This is a genomic window from Moorena sp. SIO1F2 (assembly GCF_010672755.1).
Taxonomy (GTDB): Bacteria; Cyanobacteriota; Cyanobacteriia; order Cyanobacteriales; family Coleofasciculaceae; genus Moorena.
The window spans coordinates 1-23,096 of the sequence record NZ_JAAHFV010000058.1; the positions used below are offsets into that span (position 1 = coordinate 1).

The 23,096-nt window shown below is 42.3% G+C and carries 28 protein-coding genes; 12 read left to right on the forward strand and 16 right to left on the reverse strand.

Going from position 1 to position 23,096, the window contains the following annotated elements; translation table 11 throughout:
• The first annotated feature begins 353 nt into the window (after positions 1–353).
• Positions 354–533 (forward strand): 30S ribosomal protein S21, encoded by a 180-nt coding sequence (gene rpsU, locus F6J94_RS10205; RefSeq protein ID WP_008186741.1) that lies wholly within the window; start codon positions 354–356, stop codon positions 531–533.
• Between the two features lie 57 nt (positions 534–590).
• Here the strand turns inward: rpsU and F6J94_RS10210 are convergent, their stop codons facing one another.
• The gene (locus F6J94_RS10210; RefSeq protein ID WP_293039595.1) at positions 591–719 is read right to left on the reverse strand and encodes a hypothetical protein; all 129 of its coding nucleotides are present in this window, start codon (positions 717–719) and stop codon (positions 591–593) included.
• Between the two features lies 1 nt (position 720).
• On the reverse strand, positions 721–2,805 hold the full coding sequence (gene ligA, locus F6J94_RS10215) for an NAD-dependent DNA ligase LigA (protein WP_293039596.1): 2,085 nt from the start codon (positions 2,803–2,805) through the stop codon (positions 721–723).
• A 195-nt stretch (positions 2,806–3,000) separates the two neighbouring features.
• Between ligA and F6J94_RS10220 the strand changes: the two genes are divergently transcribed.
• Positions 3,001–3,447, forward strand: a complete 447-nt coding sequence (locus F6J94_RS10220; protein ID WP_293024436.1) for a tellurite resistance TerB family protein — start codon at positions 3,001–3,003, stop codon at positions 3,445–3,447.
• A gap of 171 nt (positions 3,448–3,618) precedes the next feature.
• On the opposite strand, the gene F6J94_RS10225 is transcribed toward F6J94_RS10220, so the two are convergent.
• Positions 3,619–4,065 carry a hypothetical protein gene (locus F6J94_RS10225; protein WP_293039597.1) on the reverse strand — a complete coding sequence of 149 codons (447 nt, stop codon included), beginning with the start codon at positions 4,063–4,065 and terminating at the stop codon, positions 3,619–3,621.
• A gap of 346 nt (positions 4,066–4,411) precedes the next feature.
• Positions 4,412–5,449, reverse strand: a complete 1,038-nt coding sequence (locus tag F6J94_RS10230) for a hypothetical protein (RefSeq protein WP_293039598.1) — start codon at positions 5,447–5,449, stop codon at positions 4,412–4,414.
• Positions 5,450–5,750: 301 nt separating this feature from the next.
• Between F6J94_RS10230 and F6J94_RS10235 the strand changes: the two genes are divergently transcribed.
• A complete protein-coding gene (locus tag F6J94_RS10235) occupies positions 5,751–5,906 on the forward strand; it encodes a UPF0175 family protein (protein WP_293039611.1) in 156 nt (51 codons plus the stop codon).
• On the opposite strand, the gene F6J94_RS10240 is transcribed toward F6J94_RS10235, so the two are convergent.
• Entirely contained in the window at positions 5,903–6,073 is a 171-nt protein-coding gene (locus F6J94_RS10240; RefSeq protein WP_293024443.1) for a hypothetical protein, read from the reverse strand. The two genes, F6J94_RS10235 and F6J94_RS10240, sit on opposite strands and share 4 nt — an antisense overlap.
• A 151-nt stretch (positions 6,074–6,224) precedes the next feature.
• The gene (locus tag F6J94_RS10245; RefSeq protein ID WP_293039599.1) at positions 6,225–7,343 is read right to left on the reverse strand and encodes a YbjN domain-containing protein; all 1,119 of its coding nucleotides are present in this window, start codon (positions 7,341–7,343) and stop codon (positions 6,225–6,227) included.
• Between the two features lie 128 nt (positions 7,344–7,471).
• Here F6J94_RS10245 and F6J94_RS10250 point away from each other — a divergent pair, with 128 nt between their 5' ends.
• Positions 7,472–7,837: a XisI protein gene (locus tag F6J94_RS10250; RefSeq protein WP_293039600.1), complete on the forward strand. Its 366-nt coding sequence runs from the start codon at positions 7,472–7,474 to the stop codon at positions 7,835–7,837.
• A gap of 22 nt (positions 7,838–7,859) precedes the next feature.
• On the opposite strand, the gene F6J94_RS10255 is transcribed toward F6J94_RS10250, so the two are convergent.
• The 3 genes from F6J94_RS10255 to F6J94_RS10265 all read right to left on the reverse strand — a co-directional run bounded on the left by F6J94_RS10255 (position 7,860) and on the right by F6J94_RS10265 (position 9,084).
• Positions 7,860–8,195, reverse strand: a complete 336-nt coding sequence (locus F6J94_RS10255) for a XisI protein (protein ID WP_293024449.1) — start codon at positions 8,193–8,195, stop codon at positions 7,860–7,862.
• Positions 8,183–8,593 carry a XisH family protein gene (locus tag F6J94_RS10260; protein WP_293024451.1) on the reverse strand — a complete coding sequence of 137 codons (411 nt, stop codon included), beginning with the start codon at positions 8,591–8,593 and terminating at the stop codon, positions 8,183–8,185. The genes F6J94_RS10255 and F6J94_RS10260 overlap by 13 nt, the downstream gene beginning before the upstream one ends.
• Positions 8,594–8,886: 293 nt before the next feature.
• The gene (locus tag F6J94_RS10265; RefSeq protein WP_293024454.1) at positions 8,887–9,084 is read right to left on the reverse strand and encodes a hypothetical protein; all 198 of its coding nucleotides are present in this window, start codon (positions 9,082–9,084) and stop codon (positions 8,887–8,889) included.
• A 27-nt stretch (positions 9,085–9,111) separates the two neighbouring features.
• On the opposite strand from F6J94_RS10265, the gene F6J94_RS10270 reads away from it, so the two are divergent.
• The 7 genes from F6J94_RS10270 to F6J94_RS10300 all read left to right on the forward strand — a co-directional run bounded on the left by F6J94_RS10270 (position 9,112) and on the right by F6J94_RS10300 (position 12,307).
• The gene (locus F6J94_RS10270; RefSeq protein ID WP_364300717.1) at positions 9,112–9,240 is read left to right on the forward strand and encodes an element excision factor XisI family protein; all 129 of its coding nucleotides are present in this window, start codon (positions 9,112–9,114) and stop codon (positions 9,238–9,240) included.
• The gene (locus F6J94_RS10275) at positions 9,227–9,469 is read left to right on the forward strand and encodes a DUF433 domain-containing protein (RefSeq protein WP_293039601.1); all 243 of its coding nucleotides are present in this window, start codon (positions 9,227–9,229) and stop codon (positions 9,467–9,469) included. Before F6J94_RS10270 ends, F6J94_RS10275 begins: the two co-directional genes overlap by 14 nt.
• A gap of 25 nt (positions 9,470–9,494) precedes the next feature.
• Positions 9,495–10,121, forward strand: coding sequence for a type I restriction endonuclease (locus F6J94_RS10280; protein WP_293039602.1), 627 nt, complete (start codon positions 9,495–9,497; stop codon positions 10,119–10,121).
• A 135-nt stretch (positions 10,122–10,256) separates the two neighbouring features.
• Positions 10,257–10,583 carry a DUF433 domain-containing protein gene (locus F6J94_RS10285; RefSeq protein WP_293039603.1) on the forward strand — a complete coding sequence of 109 codons (327 nt, stop codon included), beginning with the start codon at positions 10,257–10,259 and terminating at the stop codon, positions 10,581–10,583.
• Positions 10,584–10,585: 2 nt separating this feature from the next.
• Entirely contained in the window at positions 10,586–10,936 is a 351-nt protein-coding gene (locus tag F6J94_RS10290; protein WP_293039612.1) for a DUF5615 family PIN-like protein, read from the forward strand.
• Between the two features lie 772 nt (positions 10,937–11,708).
• Positions 11,709–12,014 carry a type II toxin-antitoxin system Phd/YefM family antitoxin gene (locus F6J94_RS10295; RefSeq protein WP_293024464.1) on the forward strand — a complete coding sequence of 102 codons (306 nt, stop codon included), beginning with the start codon at positions 11,709–11,711 and terminating at the stop codon, positions 12,012–12,014.
• A gap of 185 nt (positions 12,015–12,199) precedes the next feature.
• Positions 12,200–12,307, forward strand: coding sequence for a type II toxin-antitoxin system YoeB family toxin (locus F6J94_RS10300; protein WP_293024466.1), 108 nt, complete (start codon positions 12,200–12,202; stop codon positions 12,305–12,307).
• A 35-nt stretch (positions 12,308–12,342) separates the two neighbouring features.
• Here F6J94_RS10300 and F6J94_RS10305 read toward each other — a convergent pair whose 3' ends face one another.
• On the reverse strand, positions 12,343–12,684 hold the full coding sequence (locus tag F6J94_RS10305; protein ID WP_293024468.1) for a XisI protein: 342 nt from the start codon (positions 12,682–12,684) through the stop codon (positions 12,343–12,345).
• Between the two features lie 43 nt (positions 12,685–12,727).
• Between F6J94_RS10305 and F6J94_RS10310 the strand changes: the two genes are divergently transcribed.
• The gene (locus F6J94_RS10310) at positions 12,728–12,868 is read left to right on the forward strand and encodes a hypothetical protein (RefSeq protein WP_293039604.1); all 141 of its coding nucleotides are present in this window, start codon (positions 12,728–12,730) and stop codon (positions 12,866–12,868) included.
• 326 nt (positions 12,869–13,194) lie between these two features.
• Here F6J94_RS10310 and F6J94_RS10315 read toward each other — a convergent pair whose 3' ends face one another.
• The 6 genes from F6J94_RS10315 to F6J94_RS10340 form a co-directional block, all read right to left on the reverse strand.
• The gene (locus tag F6J94_RS10315; protein WP_293024472.1) at positions 13,195–13,851 is read right to left on the reverse strand and encodes an ankyrin repeat domain-containing protein; all 657 of its coding nucleotides are present in this window, start codon (positions 13,849–13,851) and stop codon (positions 13,195–13,197) included.
• A 92-nt stretch (positions 13,852–13,943) separates the two neighbouring features.
• Positions 13,944–17,954 carry a DUF4157 domain-containing protein gene (locus tag F6J94_RS10320; protein WP_293039605.1) on the reverse strand — a complete coding sequence of 1,337 codons (4,011 nt, stop codon included), beginning with the start codon at positions 17,952–17,954 and terminating at the stop codon, positions 13,944–13,946.
• A gap of 93 nt (positions 17,955–18,047) precedes the next feature.
• On the reverse strand, positions 18,048–19,652 hold the full coding sequence (locus F6J94_RS10325; protein ID WP_293039606.1) for a hypothetical protein: 1,605 nt from the start codon (positions 19,650–19,652) through the stop codon (positions 18,048–18,050).
• 43 nt (positions 19,653–19,695) lie between these two features.
• Complete coding sequence (locus tag F6J94_RS10330; RefSeq protein ID WP_293039607.1) at positions 19,696–20,688, reverse strand: hypothetical protein; 993 nt, start codon at positions 20,686–20,688, stop codon at positions 19,696–19,698.
• A 2-nt stretch (positions 20,689–20,690) separates the two neighbouring features.
• On the reverse strand, positions 20,691–22,034 hold the full coding sequence (locus F6J94_RS10335) for a tail fiber domain-containing protein (RefSeq protein ID WP_293039608.1): 1,344 nt from the start codon (positions 22,032–22,034) through the stop codon (positions 20,691–20,693).
• 2 nt (positions 22,035–22,036) lie between these two features.
• Positions 22,037–23,096 (reverse strand): tail fiber domain-containing protein (locus F6J94_RS10340; protein ID WP_293039609.1); only part of this gene is annotated, 1,060 nt, incomplete at its 5' end.

Genomic DNA, 23,096 nt, shown 5'->3' on the forward strand with positions numbered 1-23,096 from the left:
CCTTCCCGTAGCGTGAGCAAAGGTCAATCGCTCTTTTCTACCAGTTGTCTGAGACCTTCCCCTCAAAACCTGCATCCCATCACCCAGGCATAATCAGGCTTTGAGGCACTTGTGTCCGGCAGTCAGGGTTAGATAGTATCTATCTAGTCTTTTATATTTTTCTTTTAGCACACCTATCACAAACTGTCAAGATAAAGTTTAAATAAAAGCCGTCCTATAAGGACAGGGCGCGATTACCCAAAATTTTTGGTAATATCTTATGACGTCTTGTTATCACCAATCTTGCTAGATAGTATAATTGTATGATACTATAGGTAGAATTTTTTGTTCAAATTTAGGAGGATTAATTTAGTATGACCCAAGTGGTTGTCGGTGAAAATGAAGGCATTGAGTCAGCCCTGCGTAGATTTAAGCGACAAGTATCTAAAGCTGGAATTTTTGCTGATATGAAGCGTCTACGTCATTTTGAGACTCCCATTGAAAAGAAAAAGCGCAAAGCGATCGCTCGCAGACGCAAGCGTCGGTACCGCTAAACCTTCAATCCACTGTCAACACTCCCCGGTCATGAGACGCGGGGTTTTTTGGTTGACTTACTTGCCATCACCTGACCGGTTTAACCAACCACAGTAAGGGAATCGGGAATCGGGAATCGGGAATCGGGAATCGGGAATCGGGAATCGGGAATCGGTAAAGTAGATTGGTGTGAGATACGTTAACAACTTACAGTAAGTCCAACAACTGGGATTCAGTTAATTGGGTAATTCTTAATGCTTTAGCCTTTTCTAACTTAGAACCAGCATCTTTCCCAACCACCAAATAATCAGTTTTGGCACTAACGGAACTAGTAACCTTACCACCAGCGTTTTGAATCAAGTCTTTCGCTTCACTACGCTTCAGGGTAGGCAAGGTGCCAGTAATCACAAAGGTTTTTCCAGTTAAGGGTTGGTTTTTATCTAGCGTTATAGTTTTAGATGAGGCTTCTAACTGTAAACCCGCTTCTCGCAATCGAGCAATCAAGGTTTGGTTACTGGAAATCTGAAACCAACCCCAGACAGACTGAGCAATTTCTGGTCCAATGCCGTAGATTCCCTCAATATCAGTGACGGTTGCTTGAGCCAACTGCTCAATGCTAGGAAAAGTCTGGGCAAGGGTTTGAGCATTGACACTACCCACATGACGAATCCCTAACCCATAAAGGACTCGTGACCAAGGTTGGGTTTTGGATTTTGCGATCGCATTTAGCAACTTCTGGGCTAACTTATTCCCCATACGCTCCAATGACACCAACTGCTCTAGGGTTAAATCATAAAGGTCAGCAACCGATGTCACTAAGCCTTGGTCTACCAATTGTTCTACAATCTTTTCCCCCAAACCATTAATATCAAGAGCATTACGACTTGCCCAGTGGGTGAGAGTGCCCTTAACAATAGCAGGACAAGATGAATTAATACAGCGAGTTACTGCTTCACCTTTAGGGCGCACCAAGGGTTGATTACAAACAGGGCAATGGGTAGGCATCTCGAAGGGTTTAGCATGATCAGGACGTAACTCTGGTAAGACACGTACCACCTCCGGGATAATCTCCCCCGCTTTCCGTACAATCACCGTATCCCCAACTCGCAAATCTAATTGGGCAACATAATCACCATTGTGTAGGGCAGCCCGTTGTACTGTTGTGCCTGCCAATTGCACTGGTTGTAAAATAGCCAAGGGTGTCACTGCTCCGGTGCGTCCCACATTAACTGTAATTGCTTCCACACGACTGGGAGCTTCTTCAGCCGGATATTTCAGAGCAATCGCCCAACGAGGAAACTTCTGGGTAAACCCCAATTGTTTTTGTATCGGGAAAGCATTAATTTTCACCACTACCCCATCGGTCAGGTAGGGTAAATCTTTCCGTTTCGCATCCCAGTCATTGTAATAATCCTGAACATCCTGTAAGGAAGTACAACATTTGCGATGGGGATTCACCGGAAAACCAAGCTTTTGCAGCAACTCTAGAGCATCCCATTGGGAATTGGGCATTGGGATGGTGTACTCCTCACTACTATCCTGATTCGGAATATGTAAGGTATAAGCAAAGAAAGCCAATTTTCGTTGAGCAACAATTCGGGGCTCTAATTGTCGCAATGTACCAGCAGCGGCATTACGAGGATTAGCAAATAATGGCTCACCTGCTTGTGCTCGTTCCTGATTAATCCTCTCAAATACATCCAGAGGTAAGAATGCCTCACCACGCACTTCTACTAAAGCTGGGGGTTGGTCTAGATGTTGGTCTCGATTAACTTCCTCTAGATTGAGTCCCAAAGGAATGGAGCGAATAGTACGGACATTCTGAGTAATATCTTCTCCTGTGGACCCATCACCCCTGGTCACTCCCCTGAGCAAAATCCCATTTTCATAGGTCAGTGCTAATGCTGAACCGTCAATTTTGAGTTCACAAACGTATTCAGTATTGAGACCTGAGTTTTGGGAAATGTCACTATAAATATGACGCTGCCATCGTTCTTGCCATTGCTTAAATTCCTCAAGGTTAAAGGCATTATCCAGACTATAGAGAGGGATATTGTGGCGCACGGAAACAAAACCAGTAGCTGGTTTTTCTCCTACCCGCTGGGTTGGACTATCAGAAGTTATTAACTGAGGATACTCTGTTTCCAGCTCTTGCAGTTCCCGGTAGAGTTGATCGTAGATGGCATCTGCCATGATGGGATTGTCGAGGACATAGTAGGCATAACTAGCGTTTTGCAACAGTCGCCGCAGTTCCTGAACTCGCTGGTTTACGTCGGGGGTTACTGGTGCCACAGGGGTGATTATCCTTGATGGAGATTGACTCTAGTTTATTGGTCAGATTAACCAGATTAACTATAGCCCTGCTTGAGGTGGAATAGGAAACTTTCGCAAAGTCTAGTCACAAGTTCAGTATTTCCACTAATTCCATTTGCGGTCACCAATGTCATCTTGGTATTAACTAAGGTACTTTTCCAAGAGACAACAAAAATGGGTCTGTTTGATAAAATTTCAATTAGTCGTCAACACAGCCAGACAACACTCGGACCAGCTGAAGCATTTGCTGCGATCGCATTAATCGCTGTTGCTGCTGACGGATACGCGACTAATTCTGAAGTACAAGCCATTATTACTGCCTTATCTCGAATGCAGCTGTTTAGGAGCTACTCAGCTGATGTAATGGCAAGAATGTTTGAACGAATTTTGATGCTCCTGCAGCGACAAGGTTCTTATCCTCTTCTTAGTGCAGCCCTGAAATCACTCCCCTATGAGCTACAAGGAACAGCCTTTGCGATCGCCACTGATATTATCTTAGCAGATGGAGAAATTACCGATGAGGAAGAAGACTTTTTGAACGAGCTTTCTCAGGCTTTAGAGATATCAGAGGAAACTGGCGTAAAAATTATAGAGGTAATGTTAATTAAAAATCAAGGGTAATAGGATTTTTATTTTAATTAACAATTACTGACTTAATTAATGTTGACAAAACTGGCTAAGTCTGTTCAGTTGAGGGTTCACTGCTGAAAGTGAACCCTCAACTGTTAATTATGATCTGAATCTAACTTGTGATCACCTGGGATTGGATAGAATTACTAACAGAGTGAGGTTCTAGTATCCGACCTGTACTTCACAAGAACCAGTCAACGCACTGTATTCGGTTCCTCCAGGACATTGGCAAATGCTCGGATAGCCACACGCATTGATGTCTCGGGTGCAAATACCCTGCGGTGGGATTGCACACTTGCTATCAACAGGTTTTCCAGGACCGCCTGCCATAGAAATGTCTTTGATCATGCACTTGCCGACAGATTGATCATAGGAATATCCATCCGGGCAGAGGCAAATGCTAGGATTGCCACAGGGATTGATATCACGAGTACAGGGCACACCAATATCAGCCGGATCTAGTACACAAGGGCCAATGGGTTGTGCGATCGCAGGGGGGGCGCTAGTTAAAAACAGTTGTGCCGCTACCAACAAAGCGCACAGCACTTTCAACGCTTGGGCGAATTTGAAGTTCATGCCGTTTTTGATAACTTTTAAGATTTTCCTCACCTAACTTATCTCTAATGTTTGTTTCTGATGAAACCAAAATGATATTACTTCGCAACGGATATTTTTGTCAAGTTATTATCTCGAATTAAATAAAAATTCCTGACGTGTTTACCAGGTAATAGGGAATCGAAAATAAGGAGAAGGTAACAGCGAACAGCGGATCTGGGAACAGGGAACAGAAGGAAAGAGATCCGAGGATTTTTTGGTTTGATCAGAATCTATCTGTGTAAGTATTCAACCGGACATGATATAACCGGTACCGAAGAGCCGATTTTCTAGATTCTGGGTTGGCTCTCCCAAGGGAAGCTCACCTTCATTAGAGCGCAGTACTTCTTTCCAACTTGAGTTAAACACATCCTTCTACATATGCCACTTCCGGTAGTTTCCCAGCGCGTAAACTAGTTACCTTACCCTCTGGATTGGTTTCAAAAATCACTCGATAATTTTTATCTGAAGTATCTGTTGGTACGAAGGTTGCATATTTACCACCCGGTACATATTGATGGGGTTCAAGTTCTATTTTGTTACGATACAAAGACATAATTTTATCTAACTTATCCCCCACTTTTATCCCGCTAATTGTGCTAATCTGTGGAGAACGTGTGTCTACCCTGGTAATTTTTCCTTCTGTCACCATAAACCAGAGATTTTCTATTCCTTCTGGCTTGTAGATTAAGCAACCATGCTCTTCTCCACCACTAACTTCTTGCACTAGTTTAACTTGCCCAGCTTGGGAGGCTTCTTTCACCGTCATGCCCACGGTGATGGGGCCAATGCCATTAATTGCTATTTTAGATTTAGTAGAAAGCGGTTGTTTCTTGCTCCCAGTCTTCAAACAGAGGTTTTCACCACTTAAGTCCCCAAAACAATTGCCGTCTTTGTTGAGGATAACTACCGATTTGATAGTTGAGAACTGTTTGAGGGTAGATTGAATAGCACTGGTAGCTCTAGCATCATAGCCTACTCCAGGGGAAGGAATGGCACGGCAAAACTTGAGGGTGGCGGTTTCTGCTGCAATAGAGAGAGTAAAATCTTTACCACAGTTGGAGCTACCTTTAAGTTTTAGTGCTTCGGTGAAACCAATTTTAGTTTCTGCTGTGGTCGGACCAATAATCAACTGTTCAATGGCAAAAGTAGCCACTGCACGACTATTGGTGCTTCTGACTACAGGTTCCACATACCTAAAATCCTCATTACTTTGAGGTTGCTTGGGTAAAAAAACCTTAACGTTTCTTTGCTTAGGGGTATTTTGAGTTTGGGTAGGAGTTGGGGATGTTTCTACTTCTGTTATAGGAGATGGAGAGGAAGTGGATGTATCCGATGGCGGTGTCCCTTGTTCGTTACAAGCATTGAGACTCAAGTATGCCAAGAGTATGCTACTCAAGAGTATAGTTTTAGATTTGTGTAGATCCATTGCGCACCTCGAAGTTATGCTTATTAAAGTTAATAGTACTTTAGATTTTCAATACATTTCACCGCGAAGCACTTTACAATATCGGCGATTAGCCCAAAGAGCTAGCGCTTCGCGTACGCACTGTACCTCACCTATTTGATAAATGCTATATTTATAGCAAAGTAGCTTTCCCGTTGATTATGTATCAAGTTACCCTATCTGTTCCAGAAGAAACCGCACAGGCTTTAAACCTAACACCACACTAGGAGAATAATTATGTTTAAGTGCTGCGATTAAACTTTATGAATTAGGTAAACTTTACTCTGGTGCTGCTGCTCAACTAGCTGGTATTGAGCGAGTAGTTTTTTTATCTAAGTTGAGTGACTATGGTATCAACACTTTCAGATTAACAGAAGCAGAATTAACAGAGGATTTAGCGAATGCCTAATGTGATTGCTGATATAGCAAAGGGAACAGGGAACAGGGAACAGGGAGCAGGGAGCAGGGAGCAGGGAGTAGGGAACAGGTAACAAACATTCTCTCAATTGATTTAGGATTACTATACCTAACCAATCTAATATCTCTATCAAACAAATTTACTAGATTTACTCCCACAACTTTATGGCTCCGTTATTGTCCCTCAAGCTGTGGCGAATGAATTAGCTGCTGGAGCAGCTTTAAAAATTTCCCTGCTCCCTGCTCCCTGCTCCCTGCTCCCTAAAACCCATAAATTTGTACCTCACAAGTCGTAGAATTGCTATATGTCTTAACCCTCAATCCGCAAAATCGCTTCTTTCACCTCCACCTCTGATTCAATAACTGCCATAATTCCCGGTAAATATTCATCCATTGTCATCACGTTAGCATAAACTATTGGTTTAATTAAAGCAAAAATAAGATTCTCGTCTTGTACATCAATGCTGGTTTTGTAGCGGATTTCTCCATCGTCTAAATCGAATTCAAAGTTACCCATAATCATGCCATAGTTGGCGCGAGTGATAAATTCTGTAATGGGTAGGCGCTTGTTTTCTGGAGCCTTAACGGGGCAAACTGAATAAAATACAAATTGTCTTTGTTCTTCTATGACTTTGGCGTAGCAAGTCCATTGTCCATTTTCCCCTCGGAATAAAAGACGCAAGGCTGATGTTTCTGGTATATTGACAAATTGCCATTCGTCTGATTCAAAAAAGTTAACTATTGCGGTAAAGATTGATTGGTTTGTGGTGGTATATTCTTCTGTGTCGGAGAATTTTTCATCAACTAATTCGTTGAAAATGCTGGTTATTCCCTCAAGAAATTCAGAGGTAGCGTTTTGGGTAGCTTCAGCTAAATTGGCTTGGGTCCATTCTTGGAAAAAGTTAACAATTCCTGCGGAAAGTTCTTCGCTGGTAGCTTCTGGGTGGTTAATGGTGGAAGGATTAAGGTAGTTCCAGAAGGTGTTATAACCGACTTCACCGTTGGGTTGTTGCTGTTTTACGGATAAGCATAGCCAGCTTTCGGTGTTGAGTAGTTTGTTTGTTAAGGGGTTTTCGGGTTGTTGACAAAGGTGAAGCAGATAGTTAGCAGCTTCTTCTGCGGTGGAAGCGTTTTCTAATAGCTGTGGCAGTAAATCCGGTTGGAGAGTGGTTTCAATTTGGATGTCACCACTGGGGAGAAAGTTACCACCACTCATGGGTGCCCGTACTTCTGGTTTGAGGTTGAATAGTTTTTCGGTGTCGATGCGGTGGTAAAGTTCGGGGGTTACGTGGAAGGTAAGACGACATTCGATGATTTGGTCGTTTTGTTTGGTGAGGGATAGGGAAGTTGTGGGAATGGTTAAGGGATTGGAGGAGTCGCTTAAGGTTAACTCTTTGTCTAAAGGGAAGTTTTCAGTATAATCATTCATTTTTTTGATAAATTAAAGTAAAGCCAGTTGTTGTTAATCCCAGTCCTGGTTTTCGCCTACTTGTTTTCGATGTAAATATTGAGGAAATTATCGAATGGAAACCACCAATCAACGTTTAGAGCAATGGCGTGAAACCCTGTCTTGATGCAGTCGCTCATGGGGGAAACCCCCAAGACCGCGCTGCATCGCTAGAAAATATTTTAAAGTATTACGCCAATCTTCCTTACCGCTATGGTGATGTGACAACCTCTGTAATTATCAGTGGCGAACGCAATCATTTTATGCTGCTCGATGAAGGCTGGGAAAATCATCGCCGTGTATATGGTACCATTGTTCATGGTTCAATCCGCGATGGTAAAATTTGGATTCACTACGACGGTATTGAAGATGGTATCACGGATGAATTGGTTGCTTCAGGAGTACCGAAGGATAGGATTGTTCTTGCTTTTCATCCCCCCGAGATTCGTGAACATACTGGGTATGGGGTTGCATAGGGTTTAGCATCGTTATCTGAATCTAATTCACTGCAAAGTCAGTATATTGACGTACAGCAGGTTCTTGAAATGCTAGTACAATATCAGTCTTTGGTACTCCCAATTTGACAAGTTCGTTGGCAAAACCAATTTCAGTTCCATCATGATGTATCCAAATTTTCCTATTCTTGATACTCATATGTAGAACACAACCATACATTGGTTGGCGATTCTTCCAACCGGTATAGACAACTTGGTAATGGTCGTGGTCTGAGTCAAAAATTAAGGCAGCTTCAACATCTTCATCAGATGGACTTTTACTGGCATAATCACTCAGAAGTTGTTTAATGTATTGGCGATACTGGATTATTTTTTCCATTCTAAAATCACCTCTTCAGATGGATCATAAACCAAGAGACTGAGCTGAAAACGCTTAACTACTGTTTGCACAAATGGTAGACTAAAGAAAGTCCTTAATGCCCCAACAGGTATTGCCAAAAACAGTTTGAACTCAGGTTTCTCTTGTTCTAAAGCAACTTGGTAATTTAAAAATTGCCCCAGAGCAGTGTGGAACTCAGAAATATTAGATGGATTGGTGAAGCTTTTTATCTCAACAGCAATTTTTTCATTTCCTTTTGTTGCTGCAAGTAACCTCTCAGCTCCCAAATCTATTTGCATATCAACTCGGCCAGACCGAATCCTGAGAGGATCATCGGTAATTGTCCAGCCCTCTTTTTCTAGTCCGTGCCTTACAGCATTATGAAATACGTCTCTCATTCGCTGGCTATGACGGGAAATCTATGCAAATCTTGATACAAAACCATTATACAATAATGGACTTCCTTTAGAGTTTTGAGTTATTCTGGGTCAGGTTAGCGATTGACCGTAGGTCACGCTACGCGATGAAGCGTTCGCGAAGCGTGGCCAAAGGCCTCAGCTTCCGCTAAGAGCGATCGCAATTATTTTCTGCTGCTCCATGAAGACTGGGAAAATCATCGCCGTGTATATGGTACGTAAGCTATCAGCTATCAGCTATCAGCTATCAGCTCTCAGTGATTAGCTGATAGCTATCAGCTATTAGCTCTCAGCTTTTGAATAAAACAGGTAACCATTTGTTTAATAGTCACAAAAGTCCCAGCGTCGTTCGCACAGCGTGGCCAAACGCGCCCCGCGTGGCCTTTTGGCCAAGGCCAAAGCCTGTGCCACAAAGCAGACGGCTGACCGCTGACCGCTGACCGCTGAATGCTTACTATGGTACGATTGTTCATGCTCAAATCCGCGATGGTAAAATCTGGATTCACTACGACGGTATTGAAGATGGTATCACGGATGAATTAGTTACTTCAGGAGTACCGAACGATAGGATTGTTCTTGCTTTTCATCCCCCCGAGATTCGTGAACATACTGGGTATGGGGTTGGATAGTGTTTGCTTTGGAAGGGCTAGGCTTAAGGAAAATAGTACGGTTTCTTTTGTGTTTATGGTTCAGGTTACTGATTACCTGTACTTTGTTCGAGATGACCAGATTCTCAATAATGAACCGATCATTAAGGGGACTCGAACTCCTGTGAGGGCAGTTGTTGAAACCTGGCGTATGGGAGTTCCTCCGGAAGAAATTCCCATAGGAATGCCTCATCATAAAAAGCTACAATGAATAAATTCCATAGCAATCGCTCTGTATGAGTAGACTACTGGCAATCGAGAAAACGATTTCAAGCTTTCAAGCATTACATGAGCGCTTGGGGTTATGTCGCGCCACTGATGAATCGTTTTTTTCAGAATGGCAGGTATCCTCTATTGAGATATTAGATGATGATAAATCTTTTCTGGACCGTCTCCGGCAGCGATATCATAATTACTACAATGCTGGTCTCTTAACTGAAGGAACGGTGCTTTTATCTATTGTTGCACCACTGCTGGAACGGTTAGAATTTCATGAGCCTCCGTTTTTCGTACAATCTGAGGTTCCTATCAGTCTGGAGGTGGAAGAACACAATGAAGTTTATCGAGGTCGGATAGATGTATTGGTGATTCGCGATCTTGTTTGGATACTGACTGTAGAAGCTAAACGATCTAAGTTTGCGGCGGATATTGCTTTACCACAGTGTTTAGCCTATATGAGTGCTGCACCACGAAAACCAAGCTTTGGAATGGTAACAAATGGCAGCGATTTTATCTTCTGCAAGTTGAAGGATAAAGTATACGATTTTTCTGATGCGTTTTCATTATTGTCTCGGCAAAATAAGCTCTACGAGGTTGCGACTATTCTCAAGAAGTTAAAAACCAACAAATTTTCCGACAACTAGAGATTGCTGTTAGCGAAGCGGATGAAAAATCAAGGGACAATTATTCCGACTACCTCCTGTATAATTCCCATTTCTCCTAACTCCTGACTCCTACCCATACCAAAAGACTTTTTCAGCAAACCCTAAGTAATATCTATGACTATCAAACAACTAGAAACCCAATTACTTGCTCTATCTCCCACAGATAAAACAGAAGCAATTCACCTTTTAGCCCATAGTTTGAACCAAAACTGGCGTGGAATAACCAAAACCAGAAACGTTTGTGGTGGTGATGCTTGTATTGCTGGAACTCGTATTCCTGTTTGGGTATTGGTAAATGCCCGTAATCTAGGCATTAGCGAGTCTCAACTACTCTATGACTATCCTACATTAACAGCAATTGATTTAGCGAATGCTTGGATCTATGCCCAAGTTAATCCTGAGGAAGTTGCCACTGCAATCCAAGAAAATGAGGCAGATTAATGATGGTTCGTTTATATGCTGATGAGCAGTTTCCTAGACAAGTAGTAGAATTACTTCGTTCTTTAGAACATGATGTTTTAACAGTCCAAGAAGCTGGTAATCAGGGTTTATCCGATGAAGCAGTATTAGCTTTTGCTGTGAACCAAAATCGCGCAGTATTAACTTTAAATCGCCGTGATTTCTTTCGTTTACATCGTTTAAATCAGGAACATTGCGGAATTATTGCTTGCGTAGATGATGGCGAACGCCAGAGAATGGTAATGAATATTGATCAGGCGATAAATGGATTAGAAACTCTCGCAGGTAAACTTATTCGAGTTTATCGAGTACAACCTCCTAATTTATCACAATAATTGTGGCAAAGCGTTGATCAAACACCTGAAAAATTGATCGAAAGCCACCAAAAGTGAAACCCAACACCAATTCTCCCTGTTGGGTTTCGCGAAAGCTTTACCCAACCTACAAGATTATGCGATCGCACTGGTAAGTAGGGTTTGTTGAAACATTGCCTTGTTGTTTCTTCATTTTGGGAATGTATTGTAGTATTGTAGGTTGGGTTGAGGCAACGAAACCCAACAAATTCAGGTAAAATAAGAGATGATGTTGGGTTCCGCTCTGCTATCAAATCGATAGGTTTTCTCAAAAATATTTATTCGCTCAACCCAACCTAGGGGCGATCGCACTGAATTTGCAATTGCTTAGCGTTGCACTTTGTTTGCTGAGGGATAGGTAGGTGCGCTCTTACCATTAAGAATTAAATTCGCCACGGGTCGCACCTGAAGTTGTGGAAATGGTTAAGGGATTGCAGGAGTCGCTTAAGGTTAACTCTTTGTCTAAAGGTAAATTTTCAGTATGATTACTCATAACAATTTACAATTCATAAAGTCAGATCAGGTTTTGGTTTCAAGGAAAGCATCTGTTGCTAGGTAAGTCTTCAGCTATCAGCGTGTCGCGTATCAGCTATCAGCGTGTCGCGTATCAGCTATCAGCGTGTCGCGTATCAGCTATCAGCTTTTGAATACAATAAGCTGACGGCTGACGGCTGACGGCTGATGGCTGAATGCTTACGTTGCTTGATTTGGAATAAGTGATATAATATATGTACGTAAATCTGTACATAAACTGATGTTTGATTACGAGATTACATCTCAAAATGATGCTAAAAATAACTTATTTAAGTTGTTGGATATAGTTGCACAAAATAATCAGGTATATATCATCAATCGTCGTGATGGTGAGAATGTTGCTTTGATTACAGAATCGGATTTGAGGAGTTTAGTAGAGACGGTTTATCTGTTAAGAACCCCTAGCAATGCAATTCGCCTGCTGGATGCAATTGAGGAGTCTAAGACTGGAAAAATAAAACCTCAAACCATTGAAGAACTTTACTCTGAGTTGGGAATTGAGCAAGAAGAAGAAGAAAAAGGCTGAATTGGATCAAGTAAAGCCAGTTGTGGTTAATCGCAGTCCTGGTTTTAGTTCTAGGTTTAAGGAAGATTTGGCTTGGTGGTTCAAGCATGATTTTAAAGTGGCGTCGAAAATTTTGGATTTGGTTACTGCTGTAATGGACAATCAATCCATTTGAGGGCATTGGTAAACCAGAACCATTAAAGTATATGGATGCAGATATTTGGTCACGCCGCATTGATTTGGAACATCGGCTGGTTTATCGGGTGGGAAGTAGTCAGATTGATTTTCTGGCTTGTCGGTATCATTATGAGTGATGTTTTGTTATATTTTATTGTCAATTAATCCACTACTAAGCCACTCCGTAGCCTGTGTAAGGACGTTTATAACTGGGATGTAAACCGAGAAGAATGTCCTCTTTTGGTATACCCATGTCCACCAAATATTGCGCCAAATCAGCTTCTGTCATATTTCGCTGAATCCAAACTTTACCATCTTTGATATCTAAATGGATGAAACAGTTGTAAACTCGTTTGAGTCCATCCCAGCCGATATCTAGAAGTTGATAATGGTCATGTTCTGTGTCAAAAATAAGTTGACACTCAATCTCTGAATTTGGATTATTCGCTTCTAAGGTGGCATGATTAGTTAATAGCTGGCGGATGAATAATCGGTACTTTTCTAGTTTTTCCATTGGATGATTACCTCTTCAACAGGATTATATATACCAATCCTAAATGAATTGTGAGAATTTTTGTTCCCTTTTCCCTACTCCCTACTCCCTGTTCCCTGTTCCCTGTTCCCTGTTCCCTGTTCCCTTTGGTATAGCACTACCCATTAAATTTAGGACATTGATACATGCTCAAAAGCTGTTGTAGTCAACTTTTGCCTCTTGCCTCTTGCCTGGCGCGTAGCGCTATATATGAGTAATTTTCATTTATCCTTCAATAGTGAGCGGGATGCTTACGCTAGCAAAGGGAAACCATAGTGATGAGTAGGGTGCTTCAGGCACTTGTTTGGTCAATATAAGGAACATTTTGCTATTTTGCGGGCGTTAGTACCGTTATCGATTCGATTGCTTTGGTGCGTTACGCTGTCGAAGGGCGCACCAAAGCAAGATCAGCGATTAGCCCAAAGGGCTACGCTTCGCGATCGCACTAAGCTGAACGCCTACCACCATACTATGAGGTATGTCTAGAGTGTGTCATGGGATTGTTTGCTTGAGGTAAGAGACATTTGGCTCTTTTGCGCCGTAACGCACCAATAATCTTGTGATTTTCTCTTTTATCTCAGTGTCTGCATTCTTCGGCAGCCTTTCTATTGGTTTTCGGTAATCGTTATCAATTACTTCGGGATCGGCATCTCGATCGAGAAGCGTTTTAATTATCGGAATATTCAGCTTACTTACCGCGATCCCTAATGCATTCATTCCACTAAATCCGCCAGCTTCATTGATTGTGTCTTTTGCTCCGTGATTAAGGAGCAGTTGAACCATTTCTATATTTTCTTCCTCTACACTCCATCTCAGAGGAGAATTGCCTTCATTATCCTTGACATTAGGATTAGCTCCCGCTTTCAATAGTAAGCTTACTATATCTTTGTGGCCGCCCCACATAGCCATGAGTAATGGATGAGAATCCCGGTCTAGATTCCAAGCATTGACATCAGCTCCGGCTTTTATCAAAAGTTTTACAATTTCTATTTTTCCTCCATAATCCACTTCATCTATCGCTTCTTGTAAGGGAGTCCAGAAAGGGGGATTAGGCATGTAAAAATTAACGTCGAGGCCTTGTTCAATCATTTTCGCAAGATTACTATCATCATGGTCTCGAATTATATCAAAAATATCTTGATTGTTCATTTTAATTAACCAAAATAACATTATGATAAACTACTGTAAACTCAATACTTGAGATTAATAGTAACGTTCAAGGCTTGAGCTAAAAATATTCTCTATATATAATCTCCATAATTGTCTAATAGCTCTTGGCAGTTTTCCAGTGCATTCTTCATTTGATTGATAGCATCTTCATGTCTTTGATCCGGTTTTCCACCAAAGCATTCATCTTGTATTTGTTGTCTTTTATCAATACATTCTTGTATAATTATAATTCTGTTAATAACATGGTTTTTCGTCATTCCTTTGACTGATCTTCCTTTGAGTTTTTTCCCTGCTTTTAGCTTATCCAAAGCTGGCTTACACTTAGGCAGTGGTATAGAACCACAAATTGCATCTTTTTCCTCTTGGAGTCTCTCAAGGACTTCATCTTCACAAGTCTGATTTGAATGTTTTCTATCTCTTTCCGCTTTTTTTTTGCCATCTTCTCTTTTACTTCTTCGAATTGTATAATCATAATCCCAATCTTTTCCCCCATCAATAACTGTGATAGAGCTGAATATAGGATGTTTATTCTTTGTAATCTTGGCAGCTTTCATTGCATTAGCTTTAGTTATTTTATTGTTCTTTAAATATTTATTCTCTTCAACATGTAAGTCTCTAAGTCCGGCTTCAACTACTTTTTCTTTACTTTGCTCATTCTTACTCCCCTTACCCTTCTTCCCATTAAACAACCCCCTCGCCTTCAACAACACCTTATCAATCGCCTGATCAATCCGCTCGCGAATCTTACCAATAATATTCTCAACCTTCTTCGCCAAACCACCAATACCCAACAAGGAAGCCAAGAACCCTATTACCACAGGTACAGCTTTCGCTAAAGCATTCTCTACCAACTTCGCTGCACCACCAACTGCACCAGATGCGATCGCACTCACGGCATCCACCACAGCATTTACCAATTCCAGCACCTGACTACCGCGATTGACAAAGAACATGATTATATCATAGATTGCCATGGCGGCTTTGACAAAGGCTGATGCGGGATTTAACAAGCTCAGAACCCACTTCACCCCGGCGGTGATCACCTGGGTAACGACCATGCTCTTGATTTCTTCGATGACTGTTTGTTTCAGGTCGTTGAACTGTTCCTTAACATGTTCCCACAGTCCCATCGGTCCGCGATCGCGTAATACCTGGAATATTTCCACGCTTTTCTCCATCCCAGCTACTACTGGTTCCCCAAATAGTTTGACTGCTTTACCACGAATGTAAGTAAATGTCAAGCCCAACACTTGGGTTACTAAGCTGAATATTCCCGGTAAGCTAAAGATGTCATCAGGTATTTGAATACCCATAGGTCCCAGGGCTCCAGTTAACCAGCCAATTAAACCGGCTTGTAGATGTTGCCCAATGTTAGCGACAAAATTCTCAAAGCCTTGTTTAATACCACTAATTAAATTGCCTAGGAAGCCGATGGGGTCTTTAATAATGGTGCCAATTACATCAGACGCTTTACTCAAGACACTCAGCAACATGTCTTTGAGTTTTTTAATGGTATCGATGACTCCAGTTATGGCATTGGCTGCTTGATCAACTAACCCTTGGTTAGCAGCCTTCATCTCATCGATGCGGGCATCAACGGCTTGCAGCTTTTCGTTATAGTTCTGCGCCAGAGTATTAATTAGCTGATCTTGTTTGCTGTCAACGCTTTGTTCTAACTCGTCGAATTGACTTTGAATATCTGTGGCGGCTTGTTGACCTAAAGTTTTCAGGTTTTCGGGTAATTGAGCTACATAGTCTTTAATTTCCTGCCTACCCTTAGCAATTTCTGCTTTAGCATCGGTTAAGGCAGTAGCAATAATATTGACAATTTTATCGAGGACAACATCCATTTTTGCCAGGTAAAGTTGTCGTCCCTGTTCATAAAAAACATTCACCTCTGAGGGTAAACCGAGGAATTTATCTCTAAGCCAGCGTCCTGCACCAGTAATACCACTATAACGCTCATCTTTGTAAGCCCTCATTTTTTCATCAACGTAGTTCTCGAAGGCTTTGGTGGCTTGATTGGCACCAGCGTCAAATTCTTGATTAACCTTACCATCTAAGCCATTGAGAATGTCCTCAACCTTAGTTTTAGTTTGGTTGTAAATCTTTTGAATATCCCCAGCAACCTTAGCTCGTTCTTGCTCATCCTTACCCTTAGCTTGAATTTGCTGATTGGTAACCTGAGCTAATAACTGAGCGCGGGAGCCATGCATTCCTTGCAGTTGTTGCCCGGCTGTGGTTGCTGCTTCCCCTTGGGCTTGGGTTAACTGGTCTTGTTCAAACTGACGATAGGCTTGGGGTGCTTGGCTGGCATTAGTTTGAGCCTCTTGTTTTGCTGCTAAAGCCGTTTGGAATTGGGGTTGATTGGAATTGGCTAACTGTTCCGTGGTAACATCAGCGTCAGCCATCTGTTGGTCAAGTTTTTGGCTACTTTCTTGTAGCGGTGCCTCCACTTCACCTTGTCCCTTGGCTTTAGGAATAGCTTTGTCAGCACCAATATTTTTGGTTACTGCTCCCGCTTCATTGGCAGGTAGGGGAGTGACTGATTTCGGTTTAATACTGCTGGTATCCGGTGCTTGTTTCGCCTTCTGTTCTAAGGGTGCTTGAGATGCAGTTTGCTCTTGTTTAACGGTATTTTGCATCTGGCTCTTGACAGAAGCCAGTTTGTTACTATCCTTAAACTCATCCGCCTCCTCAAGAGTTTTCGGAGCTGCTGACTTGATGCGCTCCATTAATTTAGCCTTGAAAGCAGCAGCATTAAAACCAGGAGTGGGAGCTTGTGCCATCTCACCCACTTGATTGGCCTGGGCTTTGCTTTCTATTTCCTTGGCAGGACTTACCGCTGCAGCTTGGGCTTGTTTAGCTTTTGTACTAGCTGGGGCGTGTTGTTTTTGCTTATTGGCAACTCCCTTAGCTTTAGCAACCACTGCTTTAAAATCTGGATCTGACTCTGGGGAAGCAGCAGTAGTTTCTTGGGGTGTGGCTTCAGCAGCTGTTGCGGTGGTTTCTTGATTTACCTCAGCTTTAATCCCTTGATTAGCTGCTTCTGGAGCCATTGCCTCCTGGTTTTTCCCTGGAGTTTCTCCAGAACTAACCGATGTGGCATTTGTTTCCGGCTTTGGGGCTGTTTCAGCCTTAGGAGCAGCAGTCTCTTGAGGTGCAACTACCTCTGTGTTAACTGTATTTTCCCCCTCGACTTCTGGTTTTATATCAGTATCCTTGACAATAGTCTGAGATTCTTGATTGACCCCATTCCCCGGACTATCCTTGATCGGAACAGCAAACCCAGTCTTATTTTCGAATTTATTTGTCTTCTTGGCCTGTTGATCAATTACCTTCGCTTGAATTCCCCCGGTCTGCTGTATGGTATGGGTCAACTCATGGGCCGTCAAACTATTCTTACCAGGAGACTTCCCCGCACCATAGAAAATATCCCTACCATGGGTAAAGGCTTGGGCTCCCAACTCCTTATTCATCTGTGAAGCACTAGAGTCAGTATGCACCCGCACGCCACTAAAGTTAGCCCCAAATCTGGGTTCCATGAAAGCACGGGTAGATGCTGGCAGAGGTTGACCCGTACCCCGTCGGGATTGGATTTTGGTTTCTAAATTAGGGGATACTGCTGGGGTTTGACCAGGATTTGCTTTGGTTTGTATTTCCTCTTCCTCGGATTGTAACTGTAGGGCTATGGGCTTAGTTTGAATGTCCTCTTCCTCGGATTGTAACTGTAGCCCGATCGGCTTAGTTTGTATTTCCTCTTCGTCGGATTGTAACTGTAGCCCGATCGGTTTAGTTTGTATTTCCTCTTCCTCTGTTTGATTTTGCACTGAGGGTGCTGACATCCGCATTACTTGGGCTGCAACACTGTCTGCTTCCTTCTCGTACACATCATCTGGTTCCCCCACTTGCATTTTTGTCTGGATGAGACGATTGACGGCTTGGTTACCGATGGTGCGTTGTAGTTTCAGGAGGGGGTGAACCGGACTATGGGTAGCCAAGGGGGTTGGCTTGGCTTGAACGGTTTTCCCCGTTGGGGTTGTTTGATTGTTTTTGGTTTGGCTTGCCCGTTGATTACCCATATGGTTCACCTAGAAAGCAATTATTTTTTTATGTTTAGTTTCAATCTTTTTCTTTAACTCAAGTTAGAAGCGATCGCTATTGAATTCCCAGATCTAAGGTTCACCACCAAACCAGCTGAGGTTCACAAGTATCCATATTTTTCCAGTGCTTTCACCACCTGAGCCACCACTAAAGGACTGAAGGGCTTTTCCTATGACATACCCCGGCTTAGCTGCCTTCATGGCGTGACCTAGCGTGGAAGATGTAGTTAAAAAATCACCAGCCTTGATCGAACCATTTTCCAGGGTAACTTTTGTTAAAACCCTTCCTGCGAGCGCGATGGGCTTAACATCATTGCGAGTCATATCTTCCGTATGACAACCTCCTATGATCAAACCAGCGCTCTTTGCATCTGAAACAACACCTGCAACTTTAGAGTCATAAGCCTTGTTACTTTTTCCCAGCAGCACCCGATCATCTTCTGGTTCAACAATTACAACAACATCGCCAGCTTCGAGACCATCCTCCGACTTCACAGGTGTCATTTCAGCCAGGTCAGAAGCACTGCCAAATCGTCGCGCACCACCAGCCCACAGAGCACCAACTGCTAAATCCTGATAAGCGGTCGTGTCAGCTCTGCTCAAATACAACCATTTATTAGCATTGTATGCAGGCCATCTTCCCAATCTCCAGCCACCCACAGTTTGTGAACTATCACCACTGCCAATCCATCCTCCTCTAACGTCCAGTTTAATGGTTGGGTCATTTGTCCCGATGCCAACGTTACCACCGTGTTTAATTACTAAGCGATAATCAGCAATACCAGATTCAACAAAATTTAGGGCATTATTAGGTGCAATATTAATATGCCACTGACCACGACCTGGTTGACCATCTTGCTTAGAAAGATAAAGGTGCCCACCAAAAGTTGATTGATTACCTTCAGTGATCCTTGCTCTGCCCAATACTTCTAGTTTTTCGCGAGGATTAGTTGTGCCAATGCCGACGTTGCCTTTTACAATCAAATTATTCCTGCTGGGATTGGCATAAAGATAATCGTCGGCAACTAAAATGCTTCCTGCTTTTAATCCTGAAGCACTTTGATGCTGACGAGAATTTATCAGACCCAGATACCTGTTTAAGTCTGATGTTCCTGTCCCTGTATATATTATAGGATTATCATTTACTTCTAGGGTGAGATATCCTCTAACATCCAGCTGTGTTGTGGGAGTAGTCGTGCCAATGCCAACGCTATCATTTACCGTTAGTGAACCAGTAGTCGCACTATCTGTCACACTAAGTTGATTGGTCGCGATCGCACCGTTAACAGTTAGGGTATTATCAATGGTTAACGGCGTGGTCACACTACCTGTCACACTGAGTTGATTGGTCGCGATCACACGGTTAACTGTCAAATCCTTCTCCACGGTTAGTGACCCTGCAAAACTATCAGCAACGCTTAATTGGTTGGTGGTAATTGCACTACTCACCTCCAAGTCGGTTGCCTTGATTTTACCTGCTACTTCTAGTTTTTCGGTGGGTGTGGTGGTTCCGATGCCAATTTTACCATCAACTCTTAAATCTCCAAATTCGAGAGCGAGTTGATTGGCTTGGGGACAAGAAAGTCGTGGCCATTCAGTTTGATTCTCGAACGAATCGTCTAAGCTGTTGCTTGGAGTTCGGATAAAGCGAAGACCATCTTTAGCTTCAACAGACATAATTATTTCTCCTGATCATAGCTAAGTTTTGCTCAAAATATATTTACCCAATAAACCACTTAATGGCGACTTTATTTTGTGTATGTCCCCGAGACTTATGCTCTCCAACATTCCAACGAATCATATCGCGATCGCCTTTGGTACTCACAATCACCATCCACCAATAGGAATCATCCTTAAACTTCAGAACATCTCCTTGAAAAGTCACACTGACGTGGGATGTATTTTGAGCGTATACAATACCATTTTTAATCCACAAATTTTCAGCATCAGTAACATATTGTAGATCGTTTCCTTCCATTAAAACTCTAACGGAGTGTCCACCCTCAATTGCCTCAATCAGACTGTTAATATCTCCAGCAATTTTCTGTCCAGTCTTATCATGAGCATATGCTAAAGACCATTTCGTAATCCCTGTTAACATTGAACCATCTCCATGAAATTTCCCTGCTGTAACTGTCTCAGTTACCCTCAATGAGCTAGCTGCGATCGCACTATTAACAGTTAGGGTATTATTAATGGTTAACGGCGTGGTCACACTATCTATCACACTGAGTTCATTGGTGGTGATCCCATTGCTAACAGTTAAATTCCCATCTATGCTCACTGCACCGGTGGTATGCAATCCAGAATTGACTTCCAAATTACCCGATACCTGTAGATTACTACTTACTGATAAGTGATTAGCAGCAAAATCTTGCTCTACAGCACCATTGAGAGCTGCTTTAGTATGATTAACCTGGGTAATTTGATTATCGATGTAGGTTTTAACTGCTTGTTCAGTGGGAATCGCTAAATCGCTGTTACCTGCCAGATTTCCATCCCTGGAAAATTCGTTGATGGATAATCCCCCTACTGCCAAATCCCCGGATATCTGTAAATTACGATCAACTCTTAAATCTCCAAATTCGAGAGCGAGTTGATTGGCTTGGGGACAAGAAAGTCGTGGCCATTCAGTTTGATTCTCGAACGAATCGTCTAAGCTGTTGCTTGGAGTTCGGATAAAGCGAAGACCATCTTTAGCTTCAACAGACATAATTATTTCTCCTGATCATCAAGTTTTTCTTCAAGGCTTAGTTTAGCTAAGAGCTTCAACTTTTCTATCTCTGTCTGTTGATGCTGTACTACTTTAGTCAGTATGCCAACGATATCCATAGAACTCAGTCCTTTTCTATCGCTTGATGCCACTAGTTCAGGCACTTCTTCTGCAATGAAACCAACGTGTTGTTCATTTTTTTCTCCCTTATACTGAAAAGTGACGGGGTTGAGTTCAGTAAGTGTATCGAGAGCCTGATTTAGAGTGAGGTGCTTGATATCTTGCTTGTACTCTAAACTAGAAGCATCTTGCCATTTTTCACCATCACAGTAAGCACGACCGTTTAGATGTAAAAGATGTTGAGGTTTTGTTGTGTTGATGCCGACGTTTCCATTGGAAGAGATTCGCATACGTTCATAGGTTCTATCTCTATAGGAGAAAAATTGCTCTCCCTCTACGGTAGGACTGCCACTATCAGTGGGTTTGGTGAAAAATGAAATTCCATAGGTATATAGAAGTTCGATGGCACTAACACCATCTGGGTTGCTGTGAGAATAATCAACACGATTATCCTCAGTTTCGCTCACACGAGCTTTATTGGCGATTATGGTTGCTGCTCCGCTACCTGTTTCCCCAATATGTGCATAGTCAAATTTAATATTCTTCTTCCTTCCTCCCATGTCTAGAGCCTGTGTTGGGTTGGTGGTGCCGATGCCAACATGGCGATTTATGGTCAAATCATGATCAATAGTTAATGACCCTGTTACACTCCCAGTAACACTTAATTGATTGGTCGCGATCGCACTATTAACAGTTAGGGTATTATTAATGGTTAACGGTGTGGTCACACTATCTATCACACTGAGTTCATTGGTGGTGATCCCATTACTAACAGTTAAATTCCCATCTACACTCACCGCACCGATGGTATGCAATCCAGAATTGACTTCCAAATTACCCGATACCTGTAGATTACTACCTACCGATAAGTGATTAGCGGCAAAATCTTGCTCTGGAGCACCATGGATATCTGCTTTAGTATGATTAACCTGGGTAATTTGATTATCGATGTAGGTTTTAACTGCTTGTTCAGTGGGAATCGCTAAATTGCTGTTACCTGCCAGATTTCCATCCCTGGAAAATTCGTTGATAGATAATCCCCCTACTGCCAAATTCCCGGATATCTGTAAATTACGATCAACTCTTAAATCTCCAAATTCGAGAGCGAGTTGATTGGCTTGGGGACAAGAAAGTCGTGGCCATTCAGTTTGACTCTCGAACGGATCGTCTAAGCTGTTCCTTGGAGTTAGGATAAAGCGAAGACCATCTTTAGCTTCAACAGACATAATTATTTCTCCTGATCATCAAGTTTTTCTTCAAGGCTTAGTTTAGCTAAGAGCTTCAACTTTTCTATCTCTGTCTGTTGATGCTGTACTACTTTAGTCAGTATGCCAACGATATCCATAGAACTCAGTCCTTTTCTATCGCTTGATGCCACTAGTTCAGGCACTTCTTCTGCAATGAAACCAACGTGTTGTTCATTTTTTTCTCCCTTATACTGAAAAGTGACGGGGTTGAGTTCAGTAAGTGTATCGAGAGCCTGATTTAGAGTGAGGTGCTTGATATCTTGCTTGTACTCTAAACTAGAAGCATCTTGCCATTTTTCACCATCACAGTAAGCACGACCGTTTAGATGTAAAAGATGTTGAGGTTTTGTTGTGTTGATGCCGACGTTTCCATTGGAAGAGATTCGCATACGTTCATAGGTTCTATCTCTATAGGAGAAAAATTGCTCTCCCTCTACGGTAGGACTGCCACTATCAGTGGGTTTGGTGAAAAATGAAATTCCATAGGTATATAGAAGTTCGATGGCACTAACACCATCTGGGTTGCTGTGAGAATAATCAACACGATTATCCTCAGTTTCGCTCACACGAGCTTTATTGGCGATTATGGTTGCTGCTCCGCTACCTGTTTCCCCAATATGTGCATAGTCAAATTTAATATTCTTCTTCCTTCCTCCCATGTCTAGAGCCTGTGTTGGGTTGGTGGTGCCGATGCCAACATGGCGATTTATGGTCAAATCATGATCAATAGTTAATGACCCTGTTACACTCCCAGTAACACTTAATTGATTGGTCGCGATCGCACTATTAACAGTTAGGGTATTATTAATGGTTAACGGTGTGGTCACACTATCTATCACACTGAGTTCATTGGTGGTGATCCCATTACTAACAGTTAAATTCCCATCTACACTCACCGCACCGATGGTATGCAATCCAGAATTGACTTCCAAATTACCCGATACCTGTAGATTACTACCTACCGATAAGTGATTAGCGGCAAAATCTTGCTCTGGAGCACCATGGATATCTGCTTTAGTATGATTAACCTGGGTAATTTGA

Bases quoted from the DNA above. Each gene is read 5' to 3' on its own strand.
- F6J94_RS10330 (WP_293039607.1), bottom strand. From the start codon at position 20,688: ATGTCTGTTGAAGCTAAAGATGGTCTTCGCTTTATCCGAACTCCAAGC.
- F6J94_RS10280 (WP_293039602.1), top strand. From the start codon at position 9,495: ATGAGTAGACTACTGGCAATCGAGAAAACGATTTCAAGCTTTCAAGCA.
- F6J94_RS10310 (WP_293039604.1), top strand. From the start codon at position 12,728: ATGAATTGTGAGAATTTTTGTTCCCTTTTCCCTACTCCCTACTCCCTG.
- F6J94_RS10300 (WP_293024466.1), top strand. From the start codon at position 12,200: ATGGATGCAGATATTTGGTCACGCCGCATTGATTTGGAACATCGGCTG.
- rpsU (WP_008186741.1), top strand. From the start codon at position 354: ATGACCCAAGTGGTTGTCGGTGAAAATGAAGGCATTGAGTCAGCCCTG.
- F6J94_RS10220 (WP_293024436.1), top strand. From the start codon at position 3,001: ATGGGTCTGTTTGATAAAATTTCAATTAGTCGTCAACACAGCCAGACA.
- F6J94_RS10315 (WP_293024472.1), bottom strand. From the start codon at position 13,851: ATGAACAATCAAGATATTTTTGATATAATTCGAGACCATGATGATAGT.
- F6J94_RS10285 (WP_293039603.1), top strand. From the start codon at position 10,257: ATGACTATCAAACAACTAGAAACCCAATTACTTGCTCTATCTCCCACA.
- F6J94_RS10265 (WP_293024454.1), bottom strand. From the start codon at position 9,084: ATGAACAATCGTACCATAGTAAGCATTCAGCGGTCAGCGGTCAGCGGT.
- F6J94_RS10290 (WP_293039612.1), top strand. From the start codon at position 10,586: ATGGTTCGTTTATATGCTGATGAGCAGTTTCCTAGACAAGTAGTAGAA.
- F6J94_RS10335 (WP_293039608.1), bottom strand. From the start codon at position 22,034: ATGTCTGTTGAAGCTAAAGATGGTCTTCGCTTTATCCTAACTCCAAGG.
- F6J94_RS10320 (WP_293039605.1), bottom strand. From the start codon at position 17,954: ATGGGTAATCAACGGGCAAGCCAAACCAAAAACAATCAAACAACCCCA.
- F6J94_RS10245 (WP_293039599.1), bottom strand. From the start codon at position 7,343: ATGAATGATTATACTGAAAACTTCCCTTTAGACAAAGAGTTAACCTTA.
- F6J94_RS10305 (WP_293024468.1), bottom strand. From the start codon at position 12,684: ATGGAAAAACTAGAAAAGTACCGATTATTCATCCGCCAGCTATTAACT.
- F6J94_RS10275 (WP_293039601.1), top strand. From the start codon at position 9,227: ATGGGGTTGGATAGTGTTTGCTTTGGAAGGGCTAGGCTTAAGGAAAAT.
- F6J94_RS10325 (WP_293039606.1), bottom strand. From the start codon at position 19,652: ATGTCTGTTGAAGCTAAAGATGGTCTTCGCTTTATCCGAACTCCAAGC.
- F6J94_RS10295 (WP_293024464.1), top strand. From the start codon at position 11,709: ATGTTTGATTACGAGATTACATCTCAAAATGATGCTAAAAATAACTTA.
- F6J94_RS10255 (WP_293024449.1), bottom strand. From the start codon at position 8,195: ATGGAAAAAATAATCCAGTATCGCCAATACATTAAACAACTTCTGAGT.
- F6J94_RS10260 (WP_293024451.1), bottom strand. From the start codon at position 8,593: ATGAGAGACGTATTTCATAATGCTGTAAGGCACGGACTAGAAAAAGAG.